Source organism: Acinetobacter sp. NIPH 542 (assembly GCF_000369825.1).
GTDB classification, from domain to species: domain Bacteria; phylum Pseudomonadota; class Gammaproteobacteria; order Pseudomonadales; family Moraxellaceae; genus Acinetobacter; species Acinetobacter oleivorans.
The window spans coordinates 83,235-100,196 of record NZ_KB850206.1; the positions used below are offsets into that span (position 1 = coordinate 83,235).

The following is a 16,962-nucleotide window of genomic DNA, read 5'->3' on the forward strand; positions in this document are numbered from 1 at the left end:
TGGGCCTCTGGTCTCTACTCACTACAACTTATTTTGCTTACGCTGTTGCTTACGTATTGTGAAAAATGCGTAAATCAATGGTATATAAAAGAAAAGAAAGGCAAAGATTAAAACTCCAACACCAAGCATATAGTTATGGCTGAGATGAAAAAGCATAATCTTTACCTCTTAAAATTGCTCTTTAGTGAAAAAGAGCAATTTTATTGAATGTTATTGGCAAGCTTCACAATCTGGGTTGTCGATTGAACAAGCCATTGGAACTGGAGCTGCTTGGGTAAAACCATCTTCTTCAACAGCTTCTGGTTTTTTCGCTTCTACAACAGGGGCAGCAACTGCCGCTGCTTCAACAGTCGCAGGTTTAACTGCATTTAAAGCACCTGTGTTGATTGTAGATTTTTCAGCAGAAGTTGCGCCTAAAGCTCGGAGGTAATAAGTCGTCTTAAGACCACGTAACCATGCCATCTTGTAAGTGATGTCAAGTTTCTTACCATTTGCACCAGAGATGTAAAGGTTAAGAGACTGAGCTTGATCAATCCACTTTTGACGGCGTGATGCAGCATCAACGATCCAACGTGTATCTACTTCAAACGCAGTAGCAAAGATTGCTTTTAATTCTTCAGGAATACGAGCAATTTTTTGTACTGAACCTTCAAAGTGTTTCAAGTCATTAACCATCACTGTGTCCCAAAGACCACGATCTTTTAATGCACGAACGAGGTAAGGGTTAATAACAGTGAACTCACCAGACAAGTTAGATTTCACATATAAGTTCTGGAATGTTGGCTCAATAGACTGAGAAACACCACAAATGTTAGAGATAGTTGCAGTAGGAGCAATCGCCATCACGTTTGAGTTACGCATACCGTCTTTTTGAACTTTGGCACGTAAAGTGTCCCAGTCTAAACGTTGAGTACGGTCAACTTCGAACATGCGCTCTGGACGAGATTTCGCAACAATTTCTAAAGAGTCGATTGGAAGGATACCTTGATCCCACAATGAACCTTTGAATGTTGAGTAAGAACCACGTTCAACAGCCAAGTTGCTTGAAGTTTCAATCGCGTAGTAGCTAATCACTTCCATTGATTCATCAGCAAAATCAATAGCAGCGTCTGAACCGTAAGCGATGTTCATTTCATATAGAGCATCTTGGAAGCCCATGATACCCATACCCACTGGGCGGTGTTTCAAGTTCGAGTTTTTCGCTTGTGGTACAGCGTAGTAGTTAATGTCGATAACGTTATCGAGCATGCGTACTGCTGTTTTGATTGTGCGAGCTAACTTTTCACGGTCTAACACACCACCTTGAACGTGTTGTACAAGGTTGATTGAGCCCAAGTTACATACTGCAATTTCGTCTTGATTTGTATTCAAGGTAATTTCAGTACATAAGTTAGATGAGTGAACTACACCAACATGTTGTTGTGGTGAACGTAAGTTACATACATCTTTGAACGTAATCCACGGGTGACCAGTTTCAAACAACATAGAAAGCATTTTGCGCCATAAGTCTTTAGCACGTACTTTCTTATGTAGCATGTTGGTTTCTTTCGCTACAGACTCATAGTAAGCATAACGCTCAGCAAATTCTGCACCAGTTAAGTCGTGCAAGTCTGGAGTTTCAGAAGGAGTAAATAGTGTCCATTCACCATCTTCAAATACACGTTGCATAAACAAGTCTGGAACCCAGTTTGCAGTGTTCATGTCGTGTGTACGGCGACGGTCATCACCAGTGTTTTTACGAAGTTCTAAAAACTCTTCGATGTCTAAGTGCCAAGTTTCTAAGTATGCACACACGGCACCTTTACGCTTACCACCTTGGTTTACTGCAACAGCTGTATCGTTCGCAACTTTTAGGAATGGAACTACACCCTGAGACTTACCGTTTGTACCCTTAATGTAAGAGTTCAATGCACGTACAGGTGTCCAGTCATTCCCTAAACCACCAGCCCATTTAGAAAGCATAGCGTTGTCACGCATTGCGCCATAAATGTCGTAAAGGTCATCGCCAATTGTTGTTAAGTAACAACTAGAAAGCTGTGGACGTAATGTACCTGAGTTAAACAGGGTAGGCGTAGACGCCATGTAGTCGAAGCTAGACAATAAGTTATAGAACTCGATTGCACGTTCTTCTTTATCTTGCTCATTTAACGCAAGACCCATCGACACACGCATGAAGAATAATTGTGGTAATTCAAAGCGAACGCCGTTTGAGTGAATGAAGTAACGGTCAAATAAAGTCTGTAAACCTAAGTAGGTAAACTGATTAGAACGTTCTGGCTGAATTGCTGCTGCCAATTTCTCTAAATCGAAATCAAGCAAGTCTGGTGAAAGCAAGTCAAGCTCTACACCTTTTTTCAAAAAGGCTTCGAGTGCATTGTTTTCAGGCGTATCTGTAGGTAAGCCTAAGAATGCTAAACCTGTGCTCACTAATTCACTAGAAAGCAAACGTGCAGTTACGTAAGTATAGTTTGGTTCTTGTTCAATACGAGTACGTGTTGCCATCATCATTGTAGTGGCAATATCACTTTCTTTTACGCCGTTATATAAGTTCTTAACGGTTTCATCAACAATGGCCTGAACGTCAATACCTTCCAAACCTTCAGCTGCTTTCGCTACAGTTGCTTGTAATGCACTTAAATCAAGTGGCTGAAGCTGACCGTTAGCATCGGTAACTTGTAACGTAGGGTGGTGGTTTGAGTTCGTTTGCTGACGAGCAGTAGTACGTTGTTCACGGTAAATCACGTAAGCGCGAGCAACTTTCTGTTCTCCGGTACGCATTAAAGCAAGTTCAACCTGATCTTGAATTTCTTCAATATGGATTGTACCGCCTGATGGTAAACGACGAGTGAAAGTATTTAATACCATTTCCGTCAGTTGGGTAATACGGTCGTGAATACGGCTTGAATCCGAACTCTGTTGACCTTCCACAGCAAGAAAAGCTTTACCAATCGCAACAGAAATTTTCTCTGCATCAAATGCAGCAACATCTCCAGTGCGTTTGATCACCTGAATTTGACCGGGAGTCGAAGTAATTACGCTCATGCCAGCATAGCTCCATTGTCACTTTTGTTATGTTTATAGACCGTTTGAACCGAGCAAAAAGTATGCCACGATGTTTGAGGGATAAACACAAGACTTAGTAGTTAAAGTTTATTTTGAACACAAGATACGGGATTTTTCATAGCAGATCAATCTTGACTTTTTAGTAATTTTTTATCTGTATGATTTGATGGGAGATAGCATAGCAAAGCTATTAAAAAACGCTTATAGATAACTTTGTGGATAACTCAAAAAACAAGCACTTAAATACAATTAATGTAGGTGAAGAAATAATTTGTTTAATATTCATACATTGGAAATATGAATAGAATATGAAATTTCATAACAATAACTAAATGTTAAAAACACGAGAAAATTCAAAGGTTAATAAAATGCAACAAAAGACGGTTGTCATGTATCAGTTTGGTGAACGCCTACTTGTTTACAATGTAAACGTGTGTATATTGCAAATGATAAACGAATGTATCTGCAAGATTTTTAAGATGCATGTAATGAGATTTATAGGGGCAATGATATGAGCCAAGAAGAAAAGTTACCAAAGATTCTGATCGTTGAAGATGACGAGCGTTTAGCACGATTAACTCAAGAGTATTTAATCCGCAACGGCTTGGAAGTTGGTGTAGAAACTGATGGTAACCGTGCAATTCGTCGTATTATTAGTGAACAACCAGACCTAGTGGTCTTGGATGTCATGTTGCCGGGTGCCGATGGCTTAACTGTTTGCCGTGAAGTTCGTCCACATTATCATCAACCGATTTTGATGTTGACTGCACGTACAGAAGATATGGATCAGGTACTTGGTCTAGAAATGGGTGCAGACGACTATGTTGCTAAACCAGTTCAACCACGTGTGCTATTAGCGCGTATTCGTGCACTATTACGTCGCACAGATAAAACTGTAGAAGACGAAGTTGCACAGCGTATCGAATTTGATGACCTTGTAATTGATAATGGCGGCCGTTCTGTAACACTGCATGGTGAGCTTGTTGATTTCACTAGCGCAGAATATGACCTATTATGGTTGCTTGCATCAAATGCTGGTCGTATCTTATCGCGTGAAGATATCTTCGAACGTTTACGCGGTATTGAATACGATGGTCAGGACCGTTCAATCGATGTCCGTATCTCACGTATTCGTCCAAAAATTGGTGATGATCCTGAAAATCCAAAACGTATTAAAACAGTACGTAGTAAAGGTTACTTGTTCGTTAAAGAAACCAATGGGTTATAAGATCTGAATAAACTTCCTATAAGGTTGGTCGAGTGTTTAAACACAGCATATTCCTGCGAATCTATGCGGGACTGGTAATTCTTGTTGTTTTGGTTGCCGTTTTTGGTTATTTGCTTGTACAAATTATCAATTATCAGCGTGCTCAAGAATACCGTGAATCTTTAACTGATGGTATTTCTTATGTCATCAGTGAGGGAGTCGCTCGACAACCAGGGAAGCAACAGAAAATAGACTGGGTTTCAGATGCATCAGATTTATTGGAACTTCCAATTTATTACACTGATGCAAGCAAGGTCGAGTTATCTCGTACTGAGAAAAAACGGATCGAAGCTCAAAAGTCTGTTGTTCGTTACGATGCCAGTAATAGTATTGCGTATATCATTATTGGTTTACGTGACGATCCTCAGCACTTTTTATCGATAAAAGTAGACAAAATTAGTGAGCGCCAAATGAAGGCTCTCCCTATTTTTGTACTTGATTATCTAATGTTTTATCCAGGGCAAGAACAAGAATATCTTGCCAAGATTCAAAAACATTTTTCATATCCAATTAATATCTACAATATTCAAGATATTAATTTAGACTCTGAGCAAATTGGTCGTTTACGCCAAGACCAAAGTGTCATGTTGTACAAAGATAGTGCAACAATGCGCGGAACAACCATTTCAATCGTATCTCCAATACCAAATCAGCCTACACGAGTTCTGGTTCTTGGACCGGTTCCAATGTTTAACTGGATGCCTTTACAGCTTTCTGCCGGAATTACCTTATTTAGCCTATTCTTACTGAGTTTGGGTGTTTATGGTCTTATCTTGCCGTTAGAGCGTAAAATTCGCCAAGTACGTTATGCATTAAACCGCATGAAGTCAGGTGATCTGTCATTGCGTGTTCCTATTGAAGGAAGTGACGAAATGGCAAACTTGGCATCAAGTTATAACAATATGTCTGATCATATTCAGCGTTTAATTGAGGCTCAGCGTGAGTTGATGAGAGCTGTATCTCATGAACTTAGAACGCCGGTTGCACGTATACGCTTTGGTACAGAGATGTTGGCAGAGGAAGATGATTACAATCATCGTATGCATCAGGTCGATATGATTGATAAAGATATTGAGGCGCTTAATACCTTAATTGATGAAATCATGACTTATGCAAAGCTAGAGCAGGGTACACCTTCATTAGATTTTGCTGAAATTGCGCTATTTGATGTGTTGGATCAGGTTGCGGTAGAAACTGAAGCTTTAAAAACGCAAAAAGAAATTGAGCTTGTTGCTCCTCCCGTTTATTTAAAAGTAGATGCAGAGCGTCGTTATCTTCACCGTGTTGTTCAAAACTTGGTGGGTAACGCTGTTCGTTATTGTGATAACAAAGTTCGCATTACAGGTGGTGTTCACAGCGATGGCATGGCCTTTGTTTGTGTTGAAGATGATGGCGCCGGAATTCCTGAGCAAGATCGTCAAAGAGTATTTGAAGCTTTTGCCCGTTTAGATGACAGCCGTACGCGTGCGTCGGGTGGTTATGGTTTAGGGTTGTCAATTGTAAGTCGTATTGCTTACTGGTTCGGTGGTGAGATTAAAGTAGATGAAAGTCCTACCTTAGGTGGAGCTCGCTTTATCATGACATGGCCGGCAAAACGCTTTAAACAACCTCCTTTGAAAACCAATAAAAAAGCACCTTCATAAAGGTGCTTTTTTATTGCATTACTTATAATTGAGTTGCATCTGGTTCCAAAATAGGTTTTCCACTTCTTAAGCTGGTCAACGCATCGGAATTAAAGTCGATTAGTAATGAATTGTTTTTTGCATCAATCTGGTATTTTTGAATAAGAGGTTGATCTCCATTAAGCGTTTCTATTTTATATTCATCTGCAATATGCAAAATACCTTCTAGGTTTGTTGTCGTTGACGCAAAATCCTGTCTAAATATTTCATAGACATCTCGCAAGTCAAAAATTGCATTATTCGCATCTGGATGTTTGTGAATATAGCTTTCTATATGTCGCACAAGTAACTGAGCAAACAAGTAGTAGTTTGGTTTATGCGTATATTCTAGAGTCATGCATTTTTCTCCTTATTATCTGTTATTAGCATACATGGCAAAACACAGGTTATTGTATAAAATTCATTACACTAGATGATTAAATGAAAACCTATAAAGATATAAAGACCCGATTACGCCCTTGACGTTTTGCTTGATATAAAGCGTCATCTGCTTCTTTAAATAAATTTTCAATTGCTCTATGTGATGAAGGGGAATATAAACTTATACCAATACTGACTTGTATGAAAATTGGTAATTTCCCATAAATGTAAATCGGTTGCTGACTAATTTTAATTCGTATTTGCTCTGCAAGGTCAAAGGCACTCTCTTTGGTGGTATCTGCAATGAAAATTGCAAATTCTTCACCGCCAAATCGTCCTAATAAATCATGAGGATGCAAAATATTTTGAATAGTGGTGACACAGGTTTGTAGGGCGCGATCACCTATTTGATGGCCGTAGTTGTCATTAACTTGTTTGAAATGGTCTACATCCAACATGAAAAAGGCTGAGGTTTTATTTTCCTTGTGCACTTTTTCTTGAAGTAGTCTGACCGACTGTAAAAATTGGCGTCGAGTAAGACTGGAGGTTAACTCATCATGCGCAATCGCGTGTTGAAGCTTTTGAATTAATTCTGAGTGTAAAACGCTAATACTGGAAACCGTAAGAGGGGCAATCGTCATCATGATTAACCCAATACGGATTGAAATCGTATTGCTAAAATAGTCATTTGGATAGAGTAAAAGATAATGTCCAGAGACATGATAAATAATGTAGGCACTGGTAAGACTTGTAATGAGTGCAACAACAATAGGTTTGTAGCGAATTGCACACCAAATCAGTGCAGCTATTGGGTAGAGTAGCGAACCGGGACCAGAGTCATAATAACTGGCTGCAATCGAAATGAGGACAGCCCCGAAAGGTAAAAGGTCAGTTACTTGTAAGCCGCGATTTCTTGAAAAATAATGTTTTACCTGACTATATTGAGGTAGGTTTAATATGATCGGTAAAAGAAGCAAAGCATTTTGCAATTCTGAAGTGAACCAGTAACCGAATTCATCCCATAAGCCACCTAGCATAAATTTAGTATTAAACATGGGCACGAAAGTTGCTGCAAACAATGCGCCTGCTACGCTTCCTACTCCGCATAAAGCAAATAAAAAAAGGTAAGAATAACCTCGGTAGGCCGCTTTAATATGCTGATTAAAAAACATATAGAGTGCAAACGTAGTAACAACATAAAGAAAATTTGACGTTGTTAAAACGAGTGTAAGAGCAAATGGAGTACCCTGAAGCAGATCGGCAACGACATAGCCGCTATAAGCACCTAAAAATGAGCTTAATCGACGTGTGCTTGGAAAGCGAATGAGTAAACCAAGCAAAACCGAGTTAGCAGGCCAGAAGAATGCGAGAAAGCTTAAAGGACGAGATGCGATGCCAATAAAACAACATACTGCAATAATGAAGCTAAACAGGAGAAAAATTTTTAAAGAGGAGAAAAATGAAAATTCACGAAGTGAGTATGGCATCAGCTGCCCTTAATGATAAATACTCTTATCCAAGAGTAATAAAATATTATGCATGACTAAACATTCATCATAATTCAGAGGAGAAGCTGAATACAATAAAAAACAAACTAATATTATAAAAAAGTAAGTTATTAAAACTTAATAGTCGATGAACTGTGTAAATATTCTAAAATTAAAAAATGAAAAAAATCATCATAAACAAAAAAACTATTAAATAAACCGATTATGTGCGGTGAAACCCCCCTTACAACCCATAGAAGAATAGTTTTGTTTAGAAAATCATCCGAAAGACTAAGACGCTTCAACTAGCATGCGAAATTAGAAATCAGGTACAATTGGCGGGATTAATTTTGTGTTTGGTGTATTTGAAGGCCAATACATACATTCTTTGTTAAATAATAGGCCTGCCAGGAGTTATCCCCGCATGAGTGCCATTACTCCATACGACTGGGCGATTATCGCCTTCGTGATCGGCGTTACATTTCTTTGCGTCTTTATGCTCACAGTTCCCTTACTCCTCGGGGGGAAATCGTGGGGGCGTGCTAAGCAAGAGCAGTTTGAATCGGGTGTCGTGAGTGCTGGTGGCGCTCGCATTCGCCTGTCTGCAAAGTTCTATTTAGTTGCAATTTTCTTTGTTGTCTTCGACTTAGAGGCACTTTACCTCTATGCATGGTCTACTTCTGTGCGTGAAGTAGGGTGGTTGGGATATACCACTGTCGTGATCTTTGTCGTTGATTTATTGATTGCGCTTGTTTATGCCTTCTCTGTAGGTGCTTTAAGTTGGTCACCAGCAGATCGCCGTAAATCAGCAGGTGAGGCGATTAAAATCGGTTCACCAACAATGAACATTGCTGAAATTACACGCTTTAACTCTATTGAAGAGCTCGTAACTGACCCTACAGGCCAGATTCCAGCTCAATCATCAGGTCGTGTTAAGTCAAAAACTACACCTGCATTGTCATCTGAAAAGGAGTAAGTCGGGATGAAATATACTCTGACCCGCGCGAATCCGGATGCTGATCAATACCCATTGCAAGAACGTCAAATCGTGACAGATCCACTAGAAGAGGAAGTGAATAAAAATGTATTCATGACTCGTTTAGAGGATGTCTTGCATACAGCAGTAAACTGGGGGCGTAAAAACTCCTTGTGGCCATTTAACTTTGGTACCTCTTGTTGTTACGTTGAATATGCAACGACCTTAACAGGTGTGCATGACTTGTCACGTTTCGGCGCAGAGGTTATCCGTGCTTCACCTCGTCAAGCTGACTTGATGATTGTTGCAGGAACCTGTTTCGTAAAAATGGCACCAGTTATTCAGCGTCTATATGAACAGATGTTAGAGCCTAAATGGGTCATCTCGATGGGTGCTTGTGCAAACTCTGGAGGTATGTACGACATCTATTCAGTAGTTCAAGGTGTAGACAAAATTATTCCTGTTGACGTGTACGTCCCAGGTTGTCCGCCTCGTCCTGAAGCATTAATTCAAGCTTTAATGCTTTTACAAGACCAGATTCAATTAGAGCGACGCCCGCTTTCTGCCGTGATCGGTGATGATCTTCAGCCAGTGTATAAGCCAAAGATGATGCCAGAACGTGACCGTAAGAATGCAGAGCGTATTGCCGTTAAAAACTTACGCTCTATGGATGAGATTAAATAATTTTTTGACGGTGTTTTGACATATCTAACCGATATGTTCATCGAGAAAATTGACAGAATTTGTATTAAATAGGAAGCCAAGCCAATGGCTGAAACTGACATTGCTATGCCAGAGTCAACACCAGTTGATTCACGCCCAGCATTTGCAATCGTAGAAGAACTCAAAACCAAATTTGGTGAGAACTTTTACGTGCAGGCGACTTTTGAAGAGTTTCCAACAGTCTGGGTTGAGCGCGCACGCGTGCAAGAAGTCCTTATGTTCCTACGTAAAGTGGAACGTCCATATGTAATGCTGTTTGACTTGTCTGCGATGGATGAGCGTTTACGTGTTCATCGTGATGGTTTACCAGCATCTGACTTCACTGTGTTTTATCATTTATTATCGCTTGAGCGTAATAGTGACATTCGTATCAAGGTTGCCTTGAACGAAAATGATCTTAACCTTCCGACAGCGACTAATATCTGGCCAAATGCCAACTGGTATGAACGTGAAGCTTACGATATGTTCGGTATCAATTTCGAAGGGCATCCAATGCTCCGTCGTATCTTGTTGCCAACGTATTGGGAAGGTCACCCGCTTCGTAAAGAATATTCAGCACGTGCGACAGAATATACGCCGTACATGCAAGACAAAGCGAAACAAGACTTTGAACAAGAGCACTTACGCTTTGTGCCAGAAGACTGGGGTCTTAAGCGTGGTAACGCTGACGAAGACTTCATGTTCTTGAACTTGGGGCCTAACCATCCATCTGCACATGGTGCGTTCCGTGTTGTATTGCAGTTAGATGGCGAAGAAGTGAAGGACTGTGTTCCTGATATTGGTTATCACCACCGTGGTGTGGAAAAGATGGCTGAACGTCAAACATGGCATTCTTTCATTCCTTATACTGACCGTGTTGACTACTTAGGTGGTTGTGCTCAAAACATGCCGTATGTAATGGCTGTAGAGCAAATGGCTGGTATTAAAGTTCCTGAACGTGCGCAAGTGATTCGTGTCATGTTGAACGAATTGTTCCGTATTAATAACCACTTATTATTCTGTGGTACGGCAATTCAGGATGCCGGTGGTATGACACCAGTATTCTATATGTTCGCAGACCGTCAAAAAGTTTACGACATTGTTGAAGCAATCACGGGTTACCGTATGCATCCAGCATGGTTCCGTATTGGTGGTACAGCACACGATCTTCCAAACAACTGGCAGAAACTTGTTAAAGAATTGCTAGAGTGGATGCCTAAGCGCTTAAACGAATACTACACAGCGGCATTGAAAAACTCTGTGTTTATTGGTCGTACGCGTAACGTTGCACAATACGATGCTAAATCTGCACTCGCATGGGGTGTAACTGGTACTGGTTTACGTGCGACAGGTATTGATTTTGACGTTCGTAAATATCGTCCATACAGTGGCTATGAAAACTTCGATTTTGATGTGCCAGTTGAGTATGAAGGCGATGCATATGCACGTGTGCTCGTTCACTTCCGTGAAATTACTGAGTCGTTAAAAATTATTCAACAGTGTTTGGATAACATGCCTTCTGGTCCATATAAAGCGGATCATCCATTGGCTGTTCCACCACCGAAAGATAAGACATTACAAGATATTGAAACCTTGATTACGCACTTCTTGAGCGTTTCATGGGGTCCTGTCATGCCAGCGGGCGAGTCATCATTTATGACTGAAGTGGTTAAAGGTGCAAGTACATACTACTTGACTTCAGATAAAGCGACGATGAGTTATCGTACTCGTATTCGTACACCGACGTTTACTCACTTACAGCAAATGCCTTCAGTGATTAACGGAAGTTTGGTATCTGACTTAATCATTTATCTGGCGACCATTGACGTGGTTATGGCTGACGTGGATCGCTAAGAGGTAACACATAATGATGATTTTGACTGATAAAAAGCCACGTGTGAATGTTGAAGGAATTTTGACTGCGGAAGAAATTCACGATATCGAACATCACATTGGTCACTATCCATACCCTCGTGCAGCCTCTTTGGATGCATTGAAGTGTGTACAGCGCCGTAATGGTTGGGTAGATGACGCTCAAATGAATGCCATCGCACAGTTATTGTCGATGAGTGTTGCTGATTTGGAAGGTGTTGCAACATTTTACAACCGTATCTATCGCCATCCGGTAGGTCGTCACGTAATTTTGCTTTGTGACTCAATTGCTTGCTTCTTGATGGGTGCAGAAACACTTGCTGAAGCATTCCAGCGCGAACTAGGAATTCAGTATGGTCAGACGACACCAGATGGTCGTTTTACGCTGCTTCCAATTTGCTGCCTTGGCAACTGCGACAAAGGCCCAACTTTAATGATTGATGAAGATACTCACGGTTTAGTTGAAGTGACATCGGTCAAACAGTTATTGGAGAAGTATGTATGAATACTGAACCAAAACCAATTTATGGCGACGGTAATCCAGAAACTCATCCACTAACTTGGCGTTTAAGTAAGCGTGACGAAGTTCGTGGTGCTGATGATTACGAAGCACTTGAAGGTTATGCTGGCTTTAAAAAAGCATTAGGCATGAAACCTGCTGAAGTGTTAGACGTGATTAAAGCTGCAACTGTAAAAGGTCGTGGTGGTGCGGGTTTCCCAGCGGGTATTAAATGGTCATTAATGGCACCAAATGATGGTGGTCCACGTTATTTGATCTGTAATGCCGATGAAATGGAACCGGGTACCTTTAAAGACCGTTTGTTGATGGAAAAACTTCCACATCAATTGATCGAAGGGATGTTGATTGCGGGTTATACCTTAGAGGCAACTCAAGGTTATATCTTTATCCGTGGTGAATACATCGAGGCGGCTCAATATCTAAATGAAGCGTTAGAACAGATTCGTGCTAAAGGTTATTTAGGCGAAAATATTTTAGGTTCTGGCTGGAATTTTGAGTTGCATGTACATACGGGTGCAGGGCGTTATATCTGTGGTGAAGAAACTGCATTGATTAACTCGCTTGAAGGTCGTCGTGCTAACCCTCGTACTAAGCCGCCGTTCCCGCAAGTTGCAGGAGCATGGGGCCGTCCAACAATTGTGAACAACGTTGAAACTTATAACAACTTGCCAGCAATTATGCTTCGTGGTCCAGAGTGGTATATCGGTTTATCAGCAGGTAAATCAAAAGACCCAGGCACTAAAATTTATGGTGCGTCAGGTAAAGTGAAATTCCCAGGTCTTTGGGAATTGCCATTTGGTACAACTGCACGTGAAGTGATTGAAGATCATGCTGGTGGTATGCGAGAAGGCTTAAAGCTTAAAGCATGGTTACCGGGCGGTGCTTCAACTGACTTTTTACCAGCAGATACCATTGATTTACCAATGGATGCAGACACGATTATGAAAGCAGGTTCTCGTTTGGGAACATGTTTATTGATGGTTGTAGATGAAACTCAATGCATGGTATCGCTCACTCGTAACTTAGAAGAGTTCTTTGCGCGTGAATCATGTGGTTTCTGTACACCATGTCGTGATGGTTTGCCATGGGCTGTTAAAGCGCTTAAAGCACTTGAAGCAGGCGAAGGTAAGAAAGAAGATATCGACCATTTACAAGAATTGACTCGTAAATTATGGATCGGTAAAACTTTCTGTGCCCACGCACCAGGTGCGATGGAGCCGCTTATGGGCGCACTCAAACATTTCCGTGGTGAGTTTGAAGCGAAAGTGACGACTCGTCCTGTCGTGCAAACCAGCAACGTAGAACAAGCTTAAGGAATTCGACTATGGCTACAATTCATGTCGATGGAAAATCGTATGAAGTCAACGGCTCGGAAAACTTGCTACAAGCATGTTTGAGTCTGGGCATCGACATCCCATATTTTTGTTGGCATCCATCCTTAGGTTCGGTTGGTTCTTGCCGTCAATGTGCTGTTACGCAATATGCGAATCCAGAAGATACGCGTGGTCGTTTGGTCATGTCTTGCATGACACCAGCATCTGACAATACCTATATCTCAATTGAAGACAAAGAAGCAACGGATTTCCGTGCATCTATTGTTGAATTTTTGATGACGAATCACCCGCACGATTGTCCAGTCTGTGAAGAGGGTGGTCACTGTCATTTACAAGATATGACTGTAATGACGGGTCATGACCGTCGTCGTTACCGCTTCACAAAACGTACGCATTACAACCAAGAACTCGGCTCATTCATTGCGCATGAAATGAACCGCTGTATTGCTTGTTACCGTTGTGTTCGTTACTACAAAGATTATGCGGGCGGTACAGACTTTGGTGTGTATGCCAATGCATCTCGTGTTTACTTTGGTCGTCCAGAATCAGGTACTTTAGAATCTGAATTCTCGGGTAACTTGACTGAAGTATGTCCAACAGGTGTATTCACTGATAAGACTCATTCAGAGCGTTATAACCGTAAATGGGATATGCAGTATGCACCAAGCGTGTGTCAAGGCTGTTCTTCTGGTTGTAACATTTCTCCGGGTGAGCGTTATGGTGAAATCCGTCGCGTAGAAAACCGTTTTAATGGTTCGGTTAACCAGTACTTCCTTTGTGATAAAGGTCGTTTTGGCACAGGTTATGTAAACCGTGCAGACCGTCCACGTCAGCCTCAGTTCCGTAACGGTGAAACTGTTGCAACTGTTTCTGTTGATCAAGCTTTAGATCAAACGATTGCAAAGCTTCAAGGCAAAAAAGTCTTGGGTATTGGTTCTCCACGCGCAAGTTTGGAATCGAACTACGCATTACGTGAGCTTGTAGGTCAGGCAAATTACTCAACTGGTGTTGCTCAAAAAGAACAAAAACTTGTTGAACTTGCTGCGTCTATCATGCAAACCGAGGGTATTTATAACCCGAACATGCGTGAAATCGAAAGCTACGATGCTGTTCTGATTTTAGGTGAAGACCTGACTCAAACTGCTCCACGTATGGCATTGTCTGTTCGCCAAGCTGCGAAAAACAAAGCTCGCGAAATGGCTGCGAAAACACGTACTCCAGATTGGTTGGCTGAACCTGTACAACGTATTGGTCAAGAAGCAAAATCTCCGATCTATATCTTGGCTGCAACTCAAACTCGTCTTGCCGACGTTGCAACTGGTGAAGTTGTTGCTTCTCCAAATGATATTGCACGTTTAGGCTTTGCCGTAGCAGCAGCAGTGAAAGGTGATGTATTAATTGGTCTAGATGACGATGCAAAAGCATTCGCTCAAACCATTGCTGACACTTTAAAAACAGCAAACAAACCATTAATCATTGCGGGCACAAGTTTGCAAGATGCTTCTATTATGGAAGCTGCGGCTGAGTTGACTCAGAACTTAGGTTCTAAAGCTGGTTTAAGCCTTGTGGTTCCTGAAGTGAACTCTATGGGCTTGGCATTGTTTGGTGGCTTAAGCCTTGAACAAGCATTTGCTCAAGACTACGACACACTTGTTATTGTTGAAAATGACTTGTTCCGTCGTTTACCTGCTGCTCAAGTAAAAGCTGCACTAGATAAAGCTGAAACAGTAATCGTGCTTGATCACAGTGAAACAGAAACTGTGAAACAGGCTGATATCGTTCTTTCAGCAGCAAGCTTTGCAGAAGGTGACGGTACTGTTGTAAGCCAAGAAGGTCGTGCACAGCGCTTCTATCAAGTTTACGATCCAAGTTACTACAAGCCTGAATATGCAATTAAAGAATCATGGCGTTGGTTACATGCCATTGAAACTGGCATTAAAGGTAAGGCTGTAGATTGGACATTGCTTGATGATGTGATTGAAAGCATCGTGAAAAATGTACCAGTACTTGAAGCAATTCAAGATGTGGCACCTGATGCAGGTTACCGTGTACATGGTTTGAAAATTGCACGTGAACCACGTCGTTATTCAGGTCGTACAGCAATGCGTGCGCCGTTATCAGTTCATGAACCGAAACAGCCTACCGATCCAGATTCAGCATTAACATTCTCAATGGAAGGTTATGTTGGTCCACAAAAAGCATCATCATTAGTACCGTTTGCATGGGCTCCGGGCTGGAACTCTCCACAATCTTGGAACAAATACCAAGATGAAGTAGGTGGTCACTTAAAAGGCGGTGATTCAGGTGTTCGTTTATTCGATCGCTTGGTAAAACGCCCTGCGCGTAGCTATGTTGCTCCAGTGGCTGTAGTTGCAAACCCTGAAAGTTTCCGCTTAGTACCAATGCATCATATTTTTGGTTCTGGTGAATTCACTATTAAAACACCTGCAATGGAAACTCGTATTCCAGAAGCTATGTTTGCAGTGGGCGAACAAGATGCAACTCGTTTGAATCTTCAAGAAGGTCAACGCATTACAGTAAAAGCAGGCGAAACCAGTGTGAGCTTGCCTGTACAAGTAATTGAATATTTACCTACAGGTTATATTGGTTACCCAGTTGGTTTAGCACCAATGGTGTCACTAGCTGAGCCTGTTTCAGTGGCTTTAGGAGTGTAATTCATGAATCAAGAAATTATACGTCAAACGCCACTTTGGGCTGAGAACTGGCCAATCGCCTACGCTGTAGTTCAAGCAGTTGTGATTTTGCTTGTTGTTGTTTTAGTTGCAGCGTTGATGTCTTTCATTGAACGTCGTTTACTTGCTTGGTGGCAAGACCGTTATGGTCCGAACCGTGTTGGTCCTGGTGGTATGTTCCAGATCGTTGCCGACATGCTTAAGATCATGTTCAAAGAAGACTGGACACCAAAATTTGCTGACAAACTTACATTCCGTTTAGCACCAGCTGTTGCAATGGCAACAGCGGTTCTTTCATTCATGGTAATCCCGGTGAGTCCTTCACTGGGTGTTGCCGACATGAGTATCGGTTTGTTGTTCTTCATGGCAATGGCTGGTATTGCAGTCTATGCAGTATTGTTTGGTGGCTGGGCTTCAAATAACAAATACTCATTGCTTGGTGGTTTACGTTCAGCTGCTCAAACCATTTCTTATGAAGTGTTCTTAGGTATCTCATTGATGGGTGTGGTTGCAATTGCAGGCTCATTTAACCTTCGTGAAATTGTTGAAGCACAACGCGATGTTTGGTTCGTTATTCCACAATTCTTAGGTTTCTTGATTTTTGTGGTTGCTGGTGTTGCGGTAACTCACCGTCATCCATTTGACCAACCAGAAGCAGAACAAGAATTGGCTGAAGGTTACCATGTTGAATATGGTGGTATGAAATGGGGTATGTTCTTCGTTGCTGAATATGTCAACGTGGTACTTATTTCTGCATTGATCGTAACTTTATTCTTCGGTGGTTGGTTAGCACCATTCAATTTAGAAATTCCATTTGTTCCGCCAGTATTCTGGTTTGTGATTAAAACAGCATTCTTTGTAATGATGTTTGTTTTGGCTCGTGGTTCTTTAATGCGTCCACGTTATGACCAAGTCATGAACTTTGGTTGGAAAATTTGTTTGCCATTGGCGTTGGTCAACTTGTTAGTGACTGGTGCTGTGATTCTGATGAATCAGGCCTAGGACA

Annotated in this window: 14 protein-coding genes; 10 read left to right on the forward strand and 4 right to left on the reverse strand. The window is 41.4% G+C overall.

Annotated elements, in window-relative coordinates; all coding sequences use genetic code 11:
- Positions 1–21: 21 nt before the first annotated feature.
- Both F886_RS19655 and F886_RS06030 read right to left on the reverse strand, forming a co-directional pair.
- Positions 22–156 (reverse strand): preprotein translocase subunit YajC, encoded by a 135-nt coding sequence (locus F886_RS19655; protein ID WP_081399196.1) that lies wholly within the window; start codon positions 154–156, stop codon positions 22–24.
- 54 nt (positions 157–210) lie between these two features.
- The gene (locus F886_RS06030) at positions 211–3,042 is read right to left on the reverse strand and encodes a ribonucleoside-diphosphate reductase subunit alpha (RefSeq protein ID WP_004794340.1); all 2,832 of its coding nucleotides are present in this window, start codon (positions 3,040–3,042) and stop codon (positions 211–213) included.
- A 353-nt stretch (positions 3,043–3,395) separates the two neighbouring features.
- On the opposite strand from F886_RS06030, the gene F886_RS06035 reads away from it, so the two are divergent.
- From F886_RS06035 to bfmS, 3 genes are read left to right on the forward strand one after another with little or no spacing between them, the layout of a single operon-like run.
- Entirely contained in the window at positions 3,396–3,578 is a 183-nt protein-coding gene (locus F886_RS06035) for a hypothetical protein (protein WP_034590939.1), read from the forward strand.
- On the forward strand, positions 3,575–4,291 hold the full coding sequence (bfmR, locus tag F886_RS06040) for a response regulator transcription factor BfmR (RefSeq protein WP_003653488.1): 717 nt from the start codon (positions 3,575–3,577) through the stop codon (positions 4,289–4,291). Before F886_RS06035 ends, bfmR begins: the two co-directional genes overlap by 4 nt.
- Positions 4,292–4,323: 32 nt before the next feature.
- Entirely contained in the window at positions 4,324–5,973 is a 1,650-nt protein-coding gene (gene bfmS / locus F886_RS06045; RefSeq protein WP_005302970.1) for a sensor histidine kinase BfmS, read from the forward strand.
- 22 nt (positions 5,974–5,995) lie between these two features.
- On the opposite strand, the gene F886_RS06050 is transcribed toward bfmS, so the two are convergent.
- Positions 5,996–6,349, reverse strand: a complete 354-nt coding sequence (locus tag F886_RS06050) for a hypothetical protein (RefSeq protein WP_002120022.1) — start codon at positions 6,347–6,349, stop codon at positions 5,996–5,998.
- Positions 6,350–6,440: 91 nt separating this feature from the next.
- Positions 6,441–7,859, reverse strand: a complete 1,419-nt coding sequence (locus F886_RS06055; protein ID WP_005302972.1) for a sensor domain-containing diguanylate cyclase — start codon at positions 7,857–7,859, stop codon at positions 6,441–6,443.
- A gap of 424 nt (positions 7,860–8,283) precedes the next feature.
- Between F886_RS06055 and ndhC the strand changes: the two genes are divergently transcribed.
- The 7 genes from ndhC (at position 8,284) to nuoH (ending at position 16,958) form a co-directional block, all read left to right on the forward strand.
- Positions 8,284–8,835 carry an NADH-quinone oxidoreductase subunit A gene (ndhC, locus tag F886_RS06060; protein WP_003653481.1) on the forward strand — a complete coding sequence of 184 codons (552 nt, stop codon included), beginning with the start codon at positions 8,284–8,286 and terminating at the stop codon, positions 8,833–8,835.
- Between the two features lie 6 nt (positions 8,836–8,841).
- Positions 8,842–9,519 (forward strand): NuoB/complex I 20 kDa subunit family protein, encoded by a 678-nt coding sequence (locus F886_RS06065; RefSeq protein ID WP_002120034.1) that lies wholly within the window; start codon positions 8,842–8,844, stop codon positions 9,517–9,519.
- Positions 9,520–9,603: 84 nt separating this feature from the next.
- Positions 9,604–11,391 (forward strand): NADH-quinone oxidoreductase subunit C/D, encoded by a 1,788-nt coding sequence (gene nuoC / locus F886_RS06070; protein WP_004794331.1) that lies wholly within the window; start codon positions 9,604–9,606, stop codon positions 11,389–11,391.
- A gap of 13 nt (positions 11,392–11,404) precedes the next feature.
- Positions 11,405–11,914, forward strand: a complete 510-nt coding sequence (gene nuoE / locus F886_RS06075) for an NADH-quinone oxidoreductase subunit NuoE (protein ID WP_005302974.1) — start codon at positions 11,405–11,407, stop codon at positions 11,912–11,914.
- On the forward strand, positions 11,911–13,242 hold the full coding sequence (gene nuoF, locus F886_RS06080; RefSeq protein ID WP_004794326.1) for an NADH-quinone oxidoreductase subunit NuoF: 1,332 nt from the start codon (positions 11,911–11,913) through the stop codon (positions 13,240–13,242). The genes nuoE and nuoF overlap by 4 nt, the downstream gene beginning before the upstream one ends.
- Before the next feature lie 11 nt (positions 13,243–13,253).
- Positions 13,254–15,938 carry an NADH-quinone oxidoreductase subunit NuoG gene (gene nuoG, locus F886_RS06085; RefSeq protein WP_005302976.1) on the forward strand — a complete coding sequence of 895 codons (2,685 nt, stop codon included), beginning with the start codon at positions 13,254–13,256 and terminating at the stop codon, positions 15,936–15,938.
- A 3-nt stretch (positions 15,939–15,941) separates the two neighbouring features.
- Positions 15,942–16,958, forward strand: a complete 1,017-nt coding sequence (gene nuoH, locus F886_RS06090) for an NADH-quinone oxidoreductase subunit NuoH (protein WP_004703499.1) — start codon at positions 15,942–15,944, stop codon at positions 16,956–16,958.
- Positions 16,959–16,962: the final 4 nt, after the last annotated feature.